General features: G+C 59.2%; 12 protein-coding genes, 2 rRNA genes and 1 pseudogene. 8 read left to right on the forward strand and 7 right to left on the reverse strand.

Annotation, left to right across the window (positions count from 1 at the left end; translation table 11 throughout):
* Positions 1 to 888, reverse strand: coding sequence for a TauD/TfdA dioxygenase family protein (locus tag KGB24_RS21785; RefSeq protein WP_008024496.1), 888 nt, complete (start codon positions 886 to 888; stop codon positions 1 to 3).
* Between the two features lie 232 nt (positions 889 to 1,120).
* On the opposite strand from KGB24_RS21785, the gene KGB24_RS21790 reads away from it, so the two are divergent.
* The gene (locus KGB24_RS21790) at positions 1,121 to 1,486 is read left to right on the forward strand and encodes a hypothetical protein (protein WP_008024492.1); all 366 of its coding nucleotides are present in this window, start codon (positions 1,121 to 1,123) and stop codon (positions 1,484 to 1,486) included.
* A 117-nt stretch (positions 1,487 to 1,603) separates the two neighbouring features.
* Here the strand turns inward: KGB24_RS21790 and KGB24_RS21795 are convergent, their stop codons facing one another.
* Genes KGB24_RS21795 through lapG form a run of 3 tightly spaced genes read right to left on the reverse strand, consistent with a single transcriptional unit; the run spans position 1,604 to position 4,453 of the window.
* The gene (locus KGB24_RS21795) at positions 1,604 to 1,822 is read right to left on the reverse strand and encodes a DUF6124 family protein (RefSeq protein WP_317846487.1); all 219 of its coding nucleotides are present in this window, start codon (positions 1,820 to 1,822) and stop codon (positions 1,604 to 1,606) included.
* On the reverse strand, positions 1,803 to 3,746 hold the full coding sequence (lapD, locus tag KGB24_RS21800; protein ID WP_223415331.1) for a cyclic di-GMP receptor LapD: 1,944 nt from the start codon (positions 3,744 to 3,746) through the stop codon (positions 1,803 to 1,805). The genes KGB24_RS21795 and lapD overlap by 20 nt, the downstream gene beginning before the upstream one ends.
* Before the next feature lie 14 nt (positions 3,747 to 3,760).
* On the reverse strand, positions 3,761 to 4,453 hold the full coding sequence (gene lapG / locus KGB24_RS21805; protein ID WP_192226605.1) for a cysteine protease LapG: 693 nt from the start codon (positions 4,451 to 4,453) through the stop codon (positions 3,761 to 3,763).
* A 193-nt stretch (positions 4,454 to 4,646) separates the two neighbouring features.
* Between lapG and KGB24_RS21810 the strand changes: the two genes are divergently transcribed.
* The 5 genes from KGB24_RS21810 (at position 4,647) to KGB24_RS21830 (ending at position 11,618) form a co-directional block, all read left to right on the forward strand.
* A complete protein-coding gene (locus tag KGB24_RS21810; RefSeq protein WP_223415332.1) occupies positions 4,647 to 5,357 on the forward strand; it encodes a GntR family transcriptional regulator in 711 nt (236 codons plus the stop codon).
* A gap of 638 nt (positions 5,358 to 5,995) precedes the next feature.
* Positions 5,996 to 6,772: a DUF3050 domain-containing protein gene (locus KGB24_RS21815; protein ID WP_008039599.1), complete on the forward strand. Its 777-nt coding sequence runs from the start codon at positions 5,996 to 5,998 to the stop codon at positions 6,770 to 6,772.
* A complete protein-coding gene (locus tag KGB24_RS21820; protein ID WP_223415333.1) occupies positions 6,769 to 7,698 on the forward strand; it encodes a diiron oxygenase in 930 nt (309 codons plus the stop codon). Before KGB24_RS21815 ends, KGB24_RS21820 begins: the two co-directional genes overlap by 4 nt.
* Before the next feature lie 13 nt (positions 7,699 to 7,711).
* Positions 7,712 to 11,128 (forward strand): non-ribosomal peptide synthetase, encoded by a 3,417-nt coding sequence (locus tag KGB24_RS21825; RefSeq protein WP_223415334.1) that lies wholly within the window; start codon positions 7,712 to 7,714, stop codon positions 11,126 to 11,128.
* Between the two features lie 22 nt (positions 11,129 to 11,150).
* Complete coding sequence (locus KGB24_RS21830) at positions 11,151 to 11,618, forward strand: SRPBCC family protein (RefSeq protein ID WP_223415335.1); 468 nt, start codon at positions 11,151 to 11,153, stop codon at positions 11,616 to 11,618.
* A gap of 154 nt (positions 11,619 to 11,772) precedes the next feature.
* On the opposite strand, the gene KGB24_RS21835 is transcribed toward KGB24_RS21830, so the two are convergent.
* Positions 11,773 to 13,653, reverse strand: coding sequence for a methyl-accepting chemotaxis protein (locus KGB24_RS21835; protein ID WP_223415336.1), 1,881 nt, complete (start codon positions 13,651 to 13,653; stop codon positions 11,773 to 11,775).
* A 309-nt stretch (positions 13,654 to 13,962) separates the two neighbouring features.
* Here KGB24_RS21835 and KGB24_RS29470 point away from each other — a divergent pair.
* Both KGB24_RS29470 and KGB24_RS21840 read left to right on the forward strand, forming a co-directional pair.
* A pseudogene (locus KGB24_RS29470) lies at positions 13,963 to 14,046 on the forward strand (RNA polymerase subunit sigma); the annotation flags it as partial.
* Entirely contained in the window at positions 14,046 to 15,092 is a 1,047-nt protein-coding gene (locus tag KGB24_RS21840; RefSeq protein WP_223415340.1) for a FecR domain-containing protein, read from the forward strand. The pseudogene KGB24_RS29470 and the gene KGB24_RS21840, both read left to right, overlap by 1 nt.
* A 215-nt stretch (positions 15,093 to 15,307) precedes the next feature.
* Here KGB24_RS21840 and rrf (KGB24_RS21845) read toward each other — a convergent pair.
* Positions 15,308 to 15,423: ribosomal RNA gene (gene rrf / locus KGB24_RS21845) — 5S ribosomal RNA — on the reverse strand.
* 104 nt (positions 15,424 to 15,527) lie between these two features.
* A 5S ribosomal RNA gene (gene rrf / locus KGB24_RS21850) occupies positions 15,528 to 15,624 on the reverse strand; the annotation flags it as partial.

Raw genomic sequence — 15,624 nt, forward strand, 5'->3', positions numbered from 1 at the left:
TCAGAAAGGCGCGTCGCCCTGAATGGTGGTGCGATACAACTTGCGGCGCAGATGGCTGGGGCATCCGGCGGCGAGGTGGATCAGCGAACGGTTGTCCCAGAACACCAGGTCATGGGGCTGCCATTGATGGCGGTAGATGTTGTGCGGCAGCACGCTGTGGGCGTAGAGCTCGTCGAGCAGTTGCTTGCTCTCGTCGTCCGGCAAACCAACGATGCGGGTGGTGAAACCTTCGCTGACGAACAACGCCTTGCGACCGTTTTCCGGGTGCGTGCGCACGATGGGATGGACGACTTCGGCAACCTGGGCCAGTTGCTCCGGCGTCAGGGTCGGACGCCAGTTGCCTTCGAATTTGGTCTCGCTGTAACGCGCCGTGTACGAGTGCGCCGCCGAGCGACCTTCGACCGCTTTGCGCAACGCTTCAGGCAGGTTGTCCCAGGCTTTGTGCATGTCGGCGAACAAGGTGTCGCCGCCCTCGGACGGCAATTCCTGGGCGTGCAGCATCGAGCCCAGGCTCGGCAATTCTTTATAGGACAGGTCGGAGTGCCAGAACTTGCCGGCGTCACCGAGGCCGATGGATTGGCCGTTTTCGATGATGTTGGAAACGATGAGGATTTCCGGGTGCCCGGTCAGCAGGAACTGCTTGAGCACGTGGATCTGCAACACGCCAAAACGGCGGCTGAAGTCGATGTGCTGTTCGGGGGTAATGCGTTGGTCGCGGAACACCACGACGTGATGATCCAGGTGCGCGCGGTGGATGCGGGCGAAGTCCTGATCATTGATCGGGCGGGACAGGTCCAGGCCGATGATTTCGGCTCCGACAGCACCGCTGAACGGGCGAATCTCAAAGGTTTGCGGTGCGATTGCAGGTGACGCAGAGACGGCTGACATAAAAATCACTCCCACGCACGGCACGCTCAAGGGCGCGCACGTCGATCAGAAACTCACGGAGGTCCCGTGTTGGTTCGTGTCGTGCGGCGCGCCGATTGGTCGGCAGGTACGCAGGAGGTTGACTTTATAGATATAAGAACGTGAATTTAAATACCGTTAGCGAATAACCATATGGCTTATTTCGCCTATGCTGCTGACAGGATGACGCTGCTCAACGCTTGAGGGACGCTCAATGTTCTACGTGCAACGCAATGCAGATGGTCAACTGATGCGCGTGGAAGCCGAGGCCTATGCCGGGTCCACCGAAACCTTGCCCGCTGAACACCCGGACCTTCAGGCCTGGTTTGCCAGCGAAGTCATGGCCACCAGCCACAAACAACTTCAACAAATCAAACAACTCAAGCAGTTGAAGCAGAGCGACCTGGACATGATCCGGGTACTGGACGACTTGATTCAGGTGCTGACCGATAAAGGCGTGATCCGCGTCACCGATCTGCCGGCCGCCGCACAAGCCAAACTCATGGACCGGTCCCAGGCGCGGGAGGCGTTGGGTGGGTTGAGTCTTTTGGTGGATGAAGATGAGACCGGGTTGATCTGAGTCCCTCCTTCATTGTTGCCTGTTTTGACGCCATCGCCGGCAAGCCGGCTCCTACAGGGTTTGTGATCAACCACTACCTCTGTAGGAGCCGGCTTGCCGGCGATGGCGGCCTTCAAGTCACCGCAGGCTCATCCTTCTTGAACAAAACGCCAACAACTCCGGCGACTCCAGATGATCCTGCGCCCGCTCCACCAACAAATGCACCCCGTCGGCCATTCGGTCAAGCGCCAGTGCGACGCATCGGCTTGAGCCGTCCTCATCGTCGGCGAGGTTGGCAGCGATGGCACTGATGGAGAACAGGTCTTCGAAAGCCCCACTACCAAGGCTTCGGCTCACCAAACAACTGCCCTTGCACACCGTAAATCCCCATCTCGCGAATCACCTCCAACTCCCCGTCCGTCTCGACCCGCTCGGCAATCAACGGCAAGTCGATGCTGTGCGCCGCCCGCTGAATCGCCTCGATGAACAAACGCTTGTCGCTCTCCTGATCAATCGCGCGGATGTAAACGCCGTCGATCTTCAAATACGCCAACCCGAGCCGTGCCAGGTTGCCGATCATGCTGAAGCGCCCGCCAAAGTGTTGCAGGCTCAACGAGAATCCGAGTTCACGTAGTCGCCGTGTCAGCTCTTCCAGCTCAGCCTGCTCCGGCAGTTGTTCCTCGCCGATTTCCAGTGTCAGCCGCGACCCCAAACTGGAATGCGCCCGCAAAATATCGAAGAGTTGACTCAGCGCCTGCGGATTGGCCAGCGTCGCCGAGGACAGGTTCAGCGCCAACGACGCTTCATGGTCGGCCATCTGCTCAAGCACCCGCTCCAACATCAGGCGGTCGAGGCGCGCGGCCCAGCCGAAACGCTCAAGCCACGGCAAGAACCGGCCGGCGGGGATCACCTGGCCCTGCTCGTCGATCAGGCGCGAAAGCACTTTGTAATGCAGCACCAGCGTCGTGTCCTGACTGGCCACCACCGGCTGGAAATACAGCTCGAAGCGCTGCTGATTCAGCGCCAGGTCGAGCAAGCTGTGCCAGGCATGATGATCATCGCCGACAGGGGCCGACGTTGCGCGGTCCAGGCACACCCACCGGGAATCGCCCTGGCCTTCAGCCTGCGCCAGTGCCTGATCCGCCAGCCCGAGTACCGCTTGCGGAGCGTCGCCATACACAAACGGCGCAAGCCCGATGAAGGCCACTGCGGCCACGTCGGTGGCGCCGGTCGCATGCAGGCTGGCCAAGGCACTGTCGAGGTTTTGCGCCAGTTGCAGCGCTTCTGCGCGCAGCAATCCCGGCGCCAGCACGGCAAACTCACCACCACGGATCCGCGTGACAAGGTTCAGCGTTTCGGGGTATTTGGCGCACTCGCGGGACAGTTGTTCGCCGACCGCTATCAACAAATCATCGGTGTGTTGACCGCCCAGGCGCTGATTCAGCCCGGCGAGGTCCTTGACCCGTAGCAGCAACAAATAACCCGAACTCGCCTGTTCCGGATTGCTCACCCGCGCGTTCAATTGCATCTCGAAGTAGCGCCGGTTGGCCAACCCGGTCAGGTTGTCCTGATAGGACTCGGCGCGCAGTTTTTCACTGCGTTCGGCCTGCTCCTGGAACAACGCCTTGAGCTTCTCGACCATCTGGTTCATGGCCTGCACCACGCGGCGCAATTCAGGTGTGCGCGGCAGGTCCGGCAGGCTGAGGAATTCGCGGCGGGCAATGGCGTGGGATTGCTGGACCATGTAGTCCAGCGGTTTCAATTGCCGACGCAACAGCAACGCACCGAGCGCCGCACTCACCGCGCCGCAAAGCAGCAACCAGCCGAGACTGCCCAGTGCGCTCTGCCAAAGCTTGGCCAGCGCGAACATCGGATGGCTGACCACTTCGACCCGCGCGGCCTGTTCCCAGCCACGGCTGACAATCGCATCGCCACCCGCCGGTTCCAGGCCGATCAGTTTGATGAACCAGTCCGGCACATTGGTGACCGCCGGGATGCCGTTGCGTTCGACCAGCGTCTTGTCGCTCGACAGATCAACCACGCGGATGCTCGCGTAGTAACCGCTGTCGAAGATCGAGCTGACCAGCAGCTCGACCATCGCCGGGTCATCGATGTTCGGCGTCAACGACAGCGCCAACGCCGTCGCGGCGTCCTGGGCGTGGGAGCGCAACTGGTTGACGTACTGGGTGCGCGAGCTCTCGAGGCTGACCATGAAGCTGCCGGTGAAGGCGACCACCAGGAACAGACAAATAGCGATCAATAGCTGTTTGAACAAAGACATCTGAGCGCGTGCTCCTAGTTAATCGTTTCGACCGGGAATCCTTCCGCCTGCATTTTCTTCAACACATCCTGCCAACGGGACAACCGCTTGGTATCGCCCACTTTCTTGTTGCCCTTGGCACCCGGCAACCACAAGCCTTCGGCATTGAAAGCGTAGACCGGCAACAGATCGGTACGTTGGCTGGCGGGCTTGATCGCATCGATCAGGCTGTCGAGCACCAGCGGCATGGCGTCAGGGCTGGCGTAGTACGTCAGCACCATGTGCGCGCGATTGAGGCTCAGGGCCTTTACGTAAGTAATGCGCAACTTGTCACTGGAAACGCCGAGGCGGCGCAGGCTGAAATACTTGGCGATGGCGAAGTCTTCGCAATCACCGGCGCCTTTCCACAAGGCTTCGATCGGGGTTTCCCAATAATCGACCTCGTGCCACAGGTCGATGTCCTCTTCATAGCGCATCTGTTTGTTGAAGAATTGGTTGACCACATTGAGCTGGTCCAGCTCACTGAGTTGCTTCTGCGTCGCCAACAATTGCTGCCAGGCATCGATGCGCTGCTGACCCTCGCCCAATGGCCCGTACAACGCCTGCGCCCGACGACTGATCAGGGAAAAATCCCAGTCGGCGTGCAGGCCGCCCGAAATGACACCGGCCAGCAGCAACGCGCAGCACAACCAGCGCAAGGTCCGAGGGATCGCGAAACGTGCCGCCAATGCGAGGCATCCAGGGTGGGCAGGTGGAATCGATTGATGTTGAAGGTTAGCCTGTTAAATGACAATGGCACGGTGAGATCACTGCGGGCCGACTAAACTTGAAGTGTGACCCTGTGTGCGTTTGACAACCTGTCAGGCAGTCACTAGTGTCCTCTTGGATCCAAATTATCTCAGTCATTCAGGGTGCGTAGTAGTGACACAGAAGCCCAACCCTCTCAGCAGTATCAAGGTCAACGGGCCGATTCCCGCTCATCTGGCCCGCTCGGTCATCGAAGAGACCCTGCGTGCCGCCATTCTCGATGGTCGCATTCCTTGCGGCACGGCCCTTCGCCAACAAGACCTGGCCGACCTGTTTGGTGTCAGCCGCATGCCGGTCCGTGAAGCCTTGCGCCAGCTCGAAGCCCAAGCGCTGCTTAACGTGGTCGCCCACAAAGGTGCGGTGGTCGCGCCACTGGTTCAGGGCGACGCCGTCGAGACTTACGCATTGCGCATCCTTCTGGAGTCCGAAGCCCTGCGCCTGTCGATCCCTTTGCTCACCAACGAAGACTTCGAGCAGGCGGCCCGCTACATCGACGAACTGGAAACGGAACACGACTACACCGAAATCGGCCGGCTGAACCGCCTGTTCCACATGTCGATGTATTGCAAGGCGCCTAACCGTCGGCTCTTGAGGCTGGTCGAAGACGGCCTGAACGAAGAGGAGCGCTTCCTGCGCTTCAACCTGGAAGCCATGGGCCTGGGCAAACTGTCCCAGGAAGATCACCGTGCGTTGCTGCGGGCGGTGGAAGACCGCGACGTCGAGCGTTCGGTGAAGCTGCTCGAACATCACCTCAACCGAGGTGTCGAGGTCATCACCCGCTATCTCGAAAGCCCCGAAGCGCAAAGCAGAAAAACCTCGAAATAAATCACCCCGGCAACAGCGCGAGCAGGTCAACCTGCTCGCCCGCGCCTGCCGCGCCTGCACATCCTTTCTGCCAAACCCGCCCCTTGCACTGACCCTACGACGCGTCGGTGATAGCGGCTGCCTTGATTTACGCTCACTCTTGGGCTGCCAACGAATAACAAACGGGCGACGCACCGCATGAGCGGCACAGTCCCCGCATCAAGAACCTAAGGAAGGAGTCTTGCCACGGGAAAGGAAGCATCGGCGTCCCGGCCAACTTCCACCCCTCAAATCACACTAACGATCACCCTTAGAAAGTTGCTTCGAGTGAGGCATTCACTCTTTATTTCGATTTCGACTTATATAAGCCGAAAGGAGCAACTACGCCCAAATAAAACTTATTCATAAAGTCTTATTGGAACTTGTCACGCTCGAAAAAGTTAAACTTTAAAATAGTATAAAAATAACTTGCCCAGCACTTTATTCGTGTATTAGCTTTTCTCCGCCACTACTGGCCACTGGCTGAAACCCCTTAGCCATAAGACCTATATGCAACTAATACCGATCAATTCATTTGAGGCATCTGCTCGCCATCAGACTACTTAAAACGCTCGTTACTTATTGATCACACCTCACTCCGGACCACTTATAGGCTCGCCATGAAATCGACTAAAGACCGTCTTAATCAGAAGAAAGCAGAACTTAGCGCGCACCCGATTTTCTCTGAAATACATTCGCTTTCGGTACTTCAACGTTTCATGGAATCCCATGTGTTTGCGGTATGGGATTTCATGTCGCTGACCAAGCGCCTGCAACAGGAGCTGACCTGCGTTCAGTTGCCCTGGCTGCCGCCGAGCGATCCGCAAGCGGCGCGCCTGATCAACGAGATCGTGCTTGGCGAAGAGTCCGATGATCGTCCGGCCCACGGCCATTACAGCCATTTCGAGTTGTACCTCGATGCGATGCGCGAAGTGGGGGCCAGCACGGCCGTCATCGAACGCTTCGTAGCCCTGCAGCAAGAAGGCGTGAGTTATGACGTGGCATTGCAGAGCGTGGACGTTGACCCGGCCGCTGCGCAGTTCGTGCGCCATACCTTGCACACCGCGCTGCATGCACCCGGCCACAGTGTTGCAGCGGCATTTTTGCACGGTCGCGAGAGCGTGATACCGCAGATGTTCCAGCGGATTCTCGACGATTGGGGCATCGGCATCGAGCAGGCGCCGACCTTCCGTTACTACCTGGAACGGCACATCGAAGTCGATTCCGAAGACCACGGCCCGGCAGCGGAAAAACTCCTCGCGAGATTGGTCAATGGCGATCCGCAACGCGAAGAAGACGTCTACGCCAGCGCCCTCGCCGCCGTGGAAAGCCGCATTGCCCTGTGGGACGGCCTGCGCCTGAGCATGAGCGAGCCGTTGGCGGAGGTGAACGCATGAACGCCGCCGACTACCAATCCTTCGCCGACGCCTGGGAAAGCCGCGCGACCATCCGCACCCGACCGCGCCGCGTGCTGGAGAACGACGAAAAGCTGATCTACCCGCTCAGTCGCCAACCGCTGGTATTGAGCGAAACCTTCCTGCGCGAATGCCCGGAGCAACGGGATTTCGCCCTGGTGCAGACGCTCTACAAATTCATCAACGACGTGGTGATTTTCGAAACCGAGATCGTCGACAAAACCGCGCGCAGTATCGCCAAGAACCGCTTTGCCGTGGCCTTCCCGTTCGCCTGCCGGTACGACGCCATGACCGTGGTGGTGGACGAGGATTACCACGCGCTGGTGGCGATGGATTTCATGCAGCAAACCGTCGCCATGACGGGCATCACGCCCATCGACCTGCCGTATGAAATCGAACTGAGCCGGGCGATTCCGGCCGCCGTGGCACTCGCACCGGAACACCTGCGCAGTGCCGTGGAGTTGATCTGCGTAGCCATCGCCGAGAACACCGTCACCGGTGATGTGGCGGCGTTTGCCAAGGACGACACGGTCAAGCAATCGATCAAGGGTTTGATGGCAGATCACCTGCTCGACGAGGGTCGCCACTCCGGCTTCTGGGCGCGGCTGGTGCGCATCTACTGGCACACCGCAAGTGAAGAAGATCGGCGATACATCGCGCAGATTTTGCCGGTCTTCATCGGCCATTACCTGACCAACGACATTCAGAAGTCGTTCGACTTCCGCCTGATCGATTCCTTGCAGATCAGCGAAGCCGCGCGCGCCGCACTCAAGCGCGAAGTGTCGGGACTGGCCTTCCCGATCAACCGCCATCACCCATTGGTCGCCAACATCGTGCGGTTTTTTCGCAGCAGTTCGCTGCTCGATTCGCCGTGCGTTCAAGAAGCCCTGAGCGACTACCTGGTTTGACGAGGAGCACATCATGAGACGTCTCGACATTCTGCTCATCGGGCAGAGCCAGGCCCTGACCGACCTGGCGCTGGAGCTCGAACAACACGGTCATTCACTGATGCGGCTTGAGGCAGTTGATCAGCCTGCGGCGGGACCATTCGATTTGCTGATCGACGACACAAGCCTGCCGTTTGAGGACTTCGACGCGACATCGCGACTGACGCTGCAACTGGGCGTCGGCGAGCCGCAGACTTCAGGTCTTGTGACGTTGGACTTGCTATGCCTGCACGGTTCGACGCTGCTCACGCGCGTGCCGATTGCCGACGAACCTTCGGGTAACGGCCAGGCATTGCGTGTGCGGGCGGTGGCGGAATTGGTGGACCACGTAGCGTTGCTGGTCAGTCGTTTCTCGCGGGACGCCGACTATTTTCTATTGGCCGAGCCAGCGACCCCGGTGCATTTCGAGCGGCTAGAAAGCCTGCGGTTCCTGGAACGCCTGGCCTTCGTCCATCGGCTCAATTCCACTGCTGATCCTCGGTTGCTGCAACTCGCGCAAGTGCCGATGATCGAGCGGCTTGAGCAGCGCTTCACGCAGTCCGCCGAAAGACCGGCGCTGAACCTTGCCGGCACGTCCCTCAACTATCGCCAACTGCATGCTCACAGCCGCGCCATCCAGCAGCGTTTGCAGCCAATGCTCGAACAACTCGACGGGCCGTGGGTGATCGGCATTTGCCTGCCGAAATGCAGTGCGTTGTATGCGGGGATTCTGGCGATTCTCGGCAGCGGCGCGGTGTATCTGCCGCTGGAGCCGAGCCACCCGCTGCAACGTCAGCACTACATTCTGTCGAATGCCGGTGCCGTGTTGCTGCTGCACGACGGGCAGCATCCTCTTGCATCCGAGATGCTCAGCCTGGACATCAGCGCGATCGACATCGACAGCGTGGATCTCGACCAACCTTTGATGCGCCAGCGCCCGGACCTCGACGCGCCGTGCATGGCGCTCTACACCTCCGGCACCACCGGCCATCCCAAAGGCGTGTTGCTCAGCCAGGCCAACCTCGCGCACTTCACCGCGTGGTACGCCGACTATGTACAACTGACGGAGCAGAGCCGGGCGCTGCAGTTTTCGTCGTTGAGTTTCGACTCGTCGCTGATCGATATTTTCCCGACCCTGTTGCAGGGCGCCGAGCTGATCGTGCCCAGCGATGATCAACGCCGTGATCCGCTGCAACTGGTGGAACTGATCCGCCACCAACGCTTGAGCCACGCGTTTCTGCCACCAGCCTTGTTGAGCATTCTGCCGCTGGAGCAGTTGCAGGTGCTGGATCACGTGATGACCGGTGGCGATGTGTGCGAACCCTATGTCATCGAGCAGCTCACCCGCCAGGGCAACCTCTACAACCTCTATGGCCCGACCGAAGCGACGGTGCTGATCACCGCGCGGCAACTGCGCACCGGCGACAGCAATCGCACCCTCGGCGCGCCTATTGCCAACAGTCAGGTGCTGATTCTCGACGAGGATTTTCAGCCGGTGGGCGAACAGACCGTCGGCGAGTTGTACATCGTCGGGCCCGGTGTCTGCCTGGGCTATCTGAACAATTCACAACAGACCGCCGAGCGCTATTTGAACGTGAGCCTGCCGAGCGGTGAGCACCTGCGGGCCTACCGCACCGGCGACATGGCGAAGTGGACCGACGCCGGTATCGAGCTGTGCGGACGCCGGGACAATCAGGTAAAAATTCGTGGCTTTCGGGTCGAGCCGGAGGAGATCGAACGTTGCCTGCGCGACAGTCAGCTGTACCGCCAGGTGGCCGTGGTCATCGACAGCCAACGGCGGATTCTGGCGTTCCTCGCCCAGCCTCAGGAAGCGCTACCCGGCGCTGCGCGTGAAGCGCTGAAGGCGCACGCCACCCAGTTTCTGCCGGACTACATGCAGCCCACCGCCTGGACCGAACTGGCGAGCATGCCGTTTGCCAGCAACGGCAAGGTCGATCGTAAAGCCCTGCTGGAGCTGCCCGTCAGCATCGCCGAAAACACCGAGCGACGCTTGCCGGCCAGTGCCGATGAAGCGCTGCTGCTGGAAATCTGGGCCGAGCTGCTGGAGTTGCCGGCCAGCGACATTTCCACCGACGAAAGTTTCTTCAATTTGGGCGGCCACTCGATCCTGCTGTCGCGCATGCTGTTGCGCCTGCGTGAAGAGTTCGGTCGCAGCATCTCGATCAATCGCTTCATCGAACTGCCGACCATCGCGAAACTGGCGACGCTGGTGCGCGGCTCCGGTACTGAGGAAGTACTGAGCGAACAGGCCATGGCGGATGCCTTCCGCGAACTGGATATCGAGCCGCTGCCCGTCAGTCGCATGGGTGATGTACACAAGGTGATCGTCACCGGCGCCAACAGTTTTGTCGGTGTGCATATTGTCGAAGCGTTGTTGGCGTGGGGCGCCAGCGAAGTGGCGTGTCTGGTGCGCGATGGCAGCGGGCAATCGGCAGCGGAACGCTTTGCCCACGCGTTGCGGGAAAACCGTCTGGAGCATCTGGATTTGAGCCGGGTGCGGGTTTACGCGGCGGACATCACACAGCCCTCGCTGGGGCTTGCGGTGGGTGTTTATGAGCGCCTGGATCGCGAGTATGGCGCGCTGGTGCACAACGCCGCCAACGTCAATCACGTGCTGGATTACGAGTCGCTGGCGCGGGACAACGTAGAACCAATCTTCGAGTGCCTGCGCCTGTGCGAAGGACGCAGTAAAAAAATCTTCAATTTCGTCTCGACGCTGTCGGCTTCGAGCACGATTTCCGCTGATTGCCGGGTGCTCGAACTGCCCGCCGCGCAGACCCCGCCGATCTATATCAAGAATGGCTACAACCTGTCCAAGTGGGTCGGCGAACGGATCCTGGAAAGGGCTCGGGAGCGCGGGGTTCGGGTCAATCTGTACCGCCCCGGCAACATCAGTTTCAACAGCTTGAGCGGCGTCTGCCAACCGCACAAAAACCGTTTGATGCTGATGCTCAAAGGCTCGATCCAGCTCGGTCAGGTGCCGGAATTCGCGTTGAATTTCGACCTGATGCCGGTGGACTTTCTCGCCCGTTTCATCGCCTTCCACGCCAGCCGATATTCAGCGGAAAAAGCGGTGTTCAACCTGCACAACCCCGAGCCGCTGAGTTGGGACGATTATGTCGCGTCCTTTCGTGAGGCGGGTCGGGAATTCTCCATGGTCAGCGTCTCCGACTGGCAGCAGCAACTGGGACGGGTCGACAGCGACAACGCGCTGTTCGGCGTGCTCGGTTTTTACCTCAACGGCTTCGAAGAAGACATCGGCGACATCTCGATGATCGGCCATGACAACGCTCAGGCCGGCGTGCGGCAGATGGGCGCGCACTACCCGGAAAAATCCCCGGCGCTGCTGCGTCGCGGCTGCGATTACCTCAAAGAAATCAACTTCATCTGAATCACTCAAGCGGAGCAAAACCATGAAAAACCTGCAACCCGATACCCTGATCAAAAACCCGCAAGGCTGCCACGTCGTGTCGTCCGTGGACGTGCCGGCGCAGGCCGAAAAAGTCTGGGCGGTGGTCGGCAACTTTGCCGGCTTCGATCAATTCATCCCGGCGTTGTCGCACATCGAGATGACCGGCGAAGGCGTGTCATCGCTGCGCAAGAAATTTTTCAAGGACGGCAACCTGGTGGTCGAGCAACTCAATTCGCGGGATGACCAGGCGCGAAGCATGACCTGGACCACGATCTACAACACCTTGGGCGTGGCCAATTTGTGGGCGGCGATGACGGTTGAGGTGCTGGGTGAAGGCAAGTCCCGAGCGACCTGGACCATCAAGGCCGAGCCAGCCTCGGGCGGCGCGGAGGCGCTGCCGGGATTCAAGGATTTTGTGCAGGGGTTTGCCGATGATGCGATGAATAATGTGTTGAAGCTGTTTGCGTAGGACGTTACTTCGGCGGTGACTCATCCATCGCTATCGCGAGCAGGCTCGCTCCCACATTGGACCTTCATTGAACACAGCCTATGTGAACAATGATGATCCCTGTGGGAGCGAGCCTGCTCGCGATTGAACGATAACGCGGTCTGACAAATCTGAATCAGATCTTGAAGCTATCAACCAACTGCTTCAACCGATTCGCCTGCAACGACAATGCATCGCAATCCTTCAACGTTTCATTGAGGTTGGCCACGCTCTGCTGATTCAGCAGATTGATCTGATTAACGTCGACGTTGAGGGTTTCCACCACCGCCGTCTGCTCCTCGGTCGCAGCCGCCACCGACTGGTTCATCCCATCGATTTCGCCAATGCGCTTCGTCACGCTGACCAGACGCAGACCCGCCTGGTTCGCCACTTCAACGCTCTCTTCGCTGGAGACCTGACTGGCGTTCATGGTGGTCACCGCTTCACGCGAGCCGACCTGCAGCGACGTGATCATCTTGTGAATCTCCTCGGCCGACTCCTGCGTGCGATGCGCCAGGTTGCGTACCTCGTCCGCCACCACCGCAAAACCACGACCGGCTTCACCGGCGCGTGCCGCTTCAATGGCGGCGTTGAGCGCCAACAAGTTGGTCTGCTGGGAGATGCCTTTGATCACATCGAGAATGTGCCCGATGTTGTCGGTGCTCGCGTTCAGGGTTTCGATCTGCGTGCACGACAGGCTGATTTTCTGCGACAGCTCGGTCATGGCCAGAATGGTTTTTTCCACCACCTGGCGACCGTCATCGGCCTGCTCGCTCGCGCCGCTTGCATGCTGCGAAGCGTCGGCGGCGTTGCGGGCGATTTCCTGGGTGGCGGCGCCCAACTGGTTAATTGCCGCCGCCACGCTGTTGGTGCGCGCACTTTGTTCGTCGGAACCGACGATCGACGCGTTGGACGAAGCCATCACCCGTTGCGACAGGTCATGGACCTGCCGGGTTGCCGAGGACACTTCGGAAATCGACGCGTGAATTCGCTCCACGAACTGGTTGAAGGAGCCGCCCAGTTCGCCGAATTCATCTTTGCTTTCCACGGACAGTCGACGGGTCAGGTCGCCTTCGCCCTGGGCGATGTCCTGCATCGCACGACCCATGGTGGTCAGCGGGCGCATCAGCACGTTGATCAGCAGGGTCAGCAGCACCGCAATGACGGTGACAGCGATAAACATCGCGATCAACGCTGAGGTGCGGAATTGGCTCAATGGTGCGTAGGCCTTGTCCTTATCGATCGACAGACCGATGTACCACGCAGCATTCGGCAAACCGTTGACCGGGGTGAACGAGAGGATGCGTTCCTGGTTGTTCAGGGTGACTTGCTGATTGCCCTTCTCGATGCGCAGGCCGGCGTTGGGGTAGATGTCCTTCAGGTTCTTCATGACCTGGTCTTTGTCAGGGCTGACGATCACCTGGCCGTCGGCACTGACCAGAAACGCATGGCCAATGCCGCCGAAGTCCACTGAGTTGATGATCTTCACCAGGGTTTCCAGACTCAGGTCACCACCGACCACACCAAGCAACTCGCCATTCTTTTTCACCGGCATGGCGATGGTCACGACCAACCCTCCGACGGCCGCCATGTAAGGCGGGGTCAGCATGGTTTTGTCAGCGACAACCGCTTGCTTGTACCAGGGACGCTGACGCGGATCGTAGCCGTCCGGCATCTTCGCGTCAGGGCGCTGAGTGAACACGCCATTAGTCTGGCCGACGTACGTGAACTGGAAGTTGGAGGTGAAGGCCGGCTGATCAACCAGCCCCGGCATATCGGCATTGGCGCCTTGATGAGCGACGTTTTGCGCGAGGTTTTCCAGCACCAGCACGCGGCCGCTCATCCAGTTCTGCACGCTGCTGGCGGTCAGGTCGCCGGCTTGTTGAACAGAGGATTCGAGGTTTTGCCGAATGGTATTTCGCTGCAGATAGTCGTTGTACAAAGTGAACAACGCAAAAGCCAGCACCACGACGCCGGAGGCGGCCAACAGGATTTTATGGCTGAACTTGAGATTCATTTCATAGGGCTTCTATGCAGAAAGTGGGGATGCGTTCCGGGTTGCAACATTCCATGTACAGCTCAAGCGGCTCTATGGCCGCTCTACTTTGGTGCACGCATGTCTCACCAGTCTGTCGGCACAGGCGGGATAAATCTTAGGGGCATGTACGAAATGACCGGTATTTCCGTCAGATACCCGCCGAACGGCGTGCTAGAGCGCTTGAGTAGCATTGGTGTGATGACGTTTGTTCGAGCGGCAGTTGCAAATTCCCCGTCCCTTGACAACAATGCGAGTAATTATCATTTGTGACGTTCGGGCTAATGCAGCCGAAGGGCTCACTCTCAACGTTCGGTGGAGCGCTATGTCGCTGATTCGCTCTATCACTGCTACCTGCTGCGGTACCCAACATGATGCCTGTGGATAATCCTGCACTGGGTCGGCGTGGCGAACCTCATCAACAAGTGGTCAAACAAGCCATCCACTGGCTGCTGCGCTTGCGAAACAACGCGAGCAATTCCAGGCTGCGCCAGCAATGCGATGTCTGGCGGGCAGAACATCAGGAACACGAATTGGCCTGGCAACGGGTGCAGTCCCTGCACGCTGAACTCAACAACAATCTGCATGCGGCACCCGGTGCCCACGTTGCCTTCAACACGCTGGAAAACAGTGCTCAAGGACTGGGCAGGCGCCAGGCCTTGAAGCTGTTGTCGGGTGCGTTGTTGATGGGATCGGCAGCATGGCTGGGCAGGGATCTGACGGGCTGGCAACAGTGGACCGCGGATTTCGCCACCGTTACGGGCGAGCGCCGTGGTTTCCAGCTGCCGGATGGCACGCGACTGGAACTGAACACCGCCAGTTCAGTGGATCTGGACTACACCGCGCACCAGCGTCTGATCAAACTGACCCGTGGCGAAATCATCGTGACGTGCGGCGGGGCCGATGAAGGATCTTCACTGGATCGACCGCTACGCGTGCACAGTCGCCACGGTGTGTATGAGGGCGTCGCCGCACGCTTCATCCTTCGCCAGGAAGCGGACTGCACGCGGCTCAGCGTGACCAGCGGCATGGTCGCGATCCATTCACCATCGCCTGCCGATGGCATGCCGATTCAGGTGCAGGCCGGTCAGAGCTATGTGATTGATCATCAGCGGGCACGATTGGCACCACCGCAGGACATGGATGTCGGCGCCTGGGTCGACGGTCTGATCGTCACCCGCAACATGCGTCTTGGCGATTTCCTGCAGGAGGTCGGACGCTACCGTCATGGTTATCTGACGTGCACAACAGATATCGCCGACTTGCGGCTGTCCGGTGTCTTCCGGTTGGAGGACACCGACAAACTGCTGGCCATCCTTCCGCAGACCTTGCCGGTGCAACTGCGCTACCGCACCCGATGGTGGGTGACGTTGGAGCGGCAGTCAGCACCCACCGCTACAACGTTGCCGCCGGACCTTTGAGCGATGTGCTCAGTCAGTTTGCACGCCAGGCGGGCATCTAACCGAAAACCGCCACAGTGAGCTACCAGTTCCAAATACTCGGCATACACAAAAGCCAGCCCTTGATTTTCAGGGGCTGGCTTTTTTGTTTTTCCTAAGCAGGCAATCGAGATATTAGCGAGCCCGAAACGAAAAAACCCCTGCCTGCGCTAGCAGACAGGGGTTTCGGAATTCAATCTTGACGATGACCTACTCTCACATGGGGAAACCCCACACTACCATCGGCGATGCATCGTTTCACTGCTGAGTTCGGGATGGGATCAGGTGGTTCCAATGCTCTATGGTCGTCAAGAAATTCTGTGACCAGCCCGTTACGCCGTAACGTGCCAGCAAAATTGGTGACTTCTACTAAAACAAAACCCCAATTGCTTTCGCAATTGGGGTTTCGGAATTTAATCTTGACGATGACCTACTCTCACATGGGGAAACCCCACACTACCATCGGCGATGCATCGTTTCACTGCTGAGTTCGGGATGGGATCAGGTGGTTCCA

This window comes from Pseudomonas sp. BF-RE-25, from assembly GCF_019956105.1.
Lineage (GTDB): Bacteria > Pseudomonadota > Gammaproteobacteria > Pseudomonadales > Pseudomonadaceae > Aquipseudomonas > Aquipseudomonas migulae.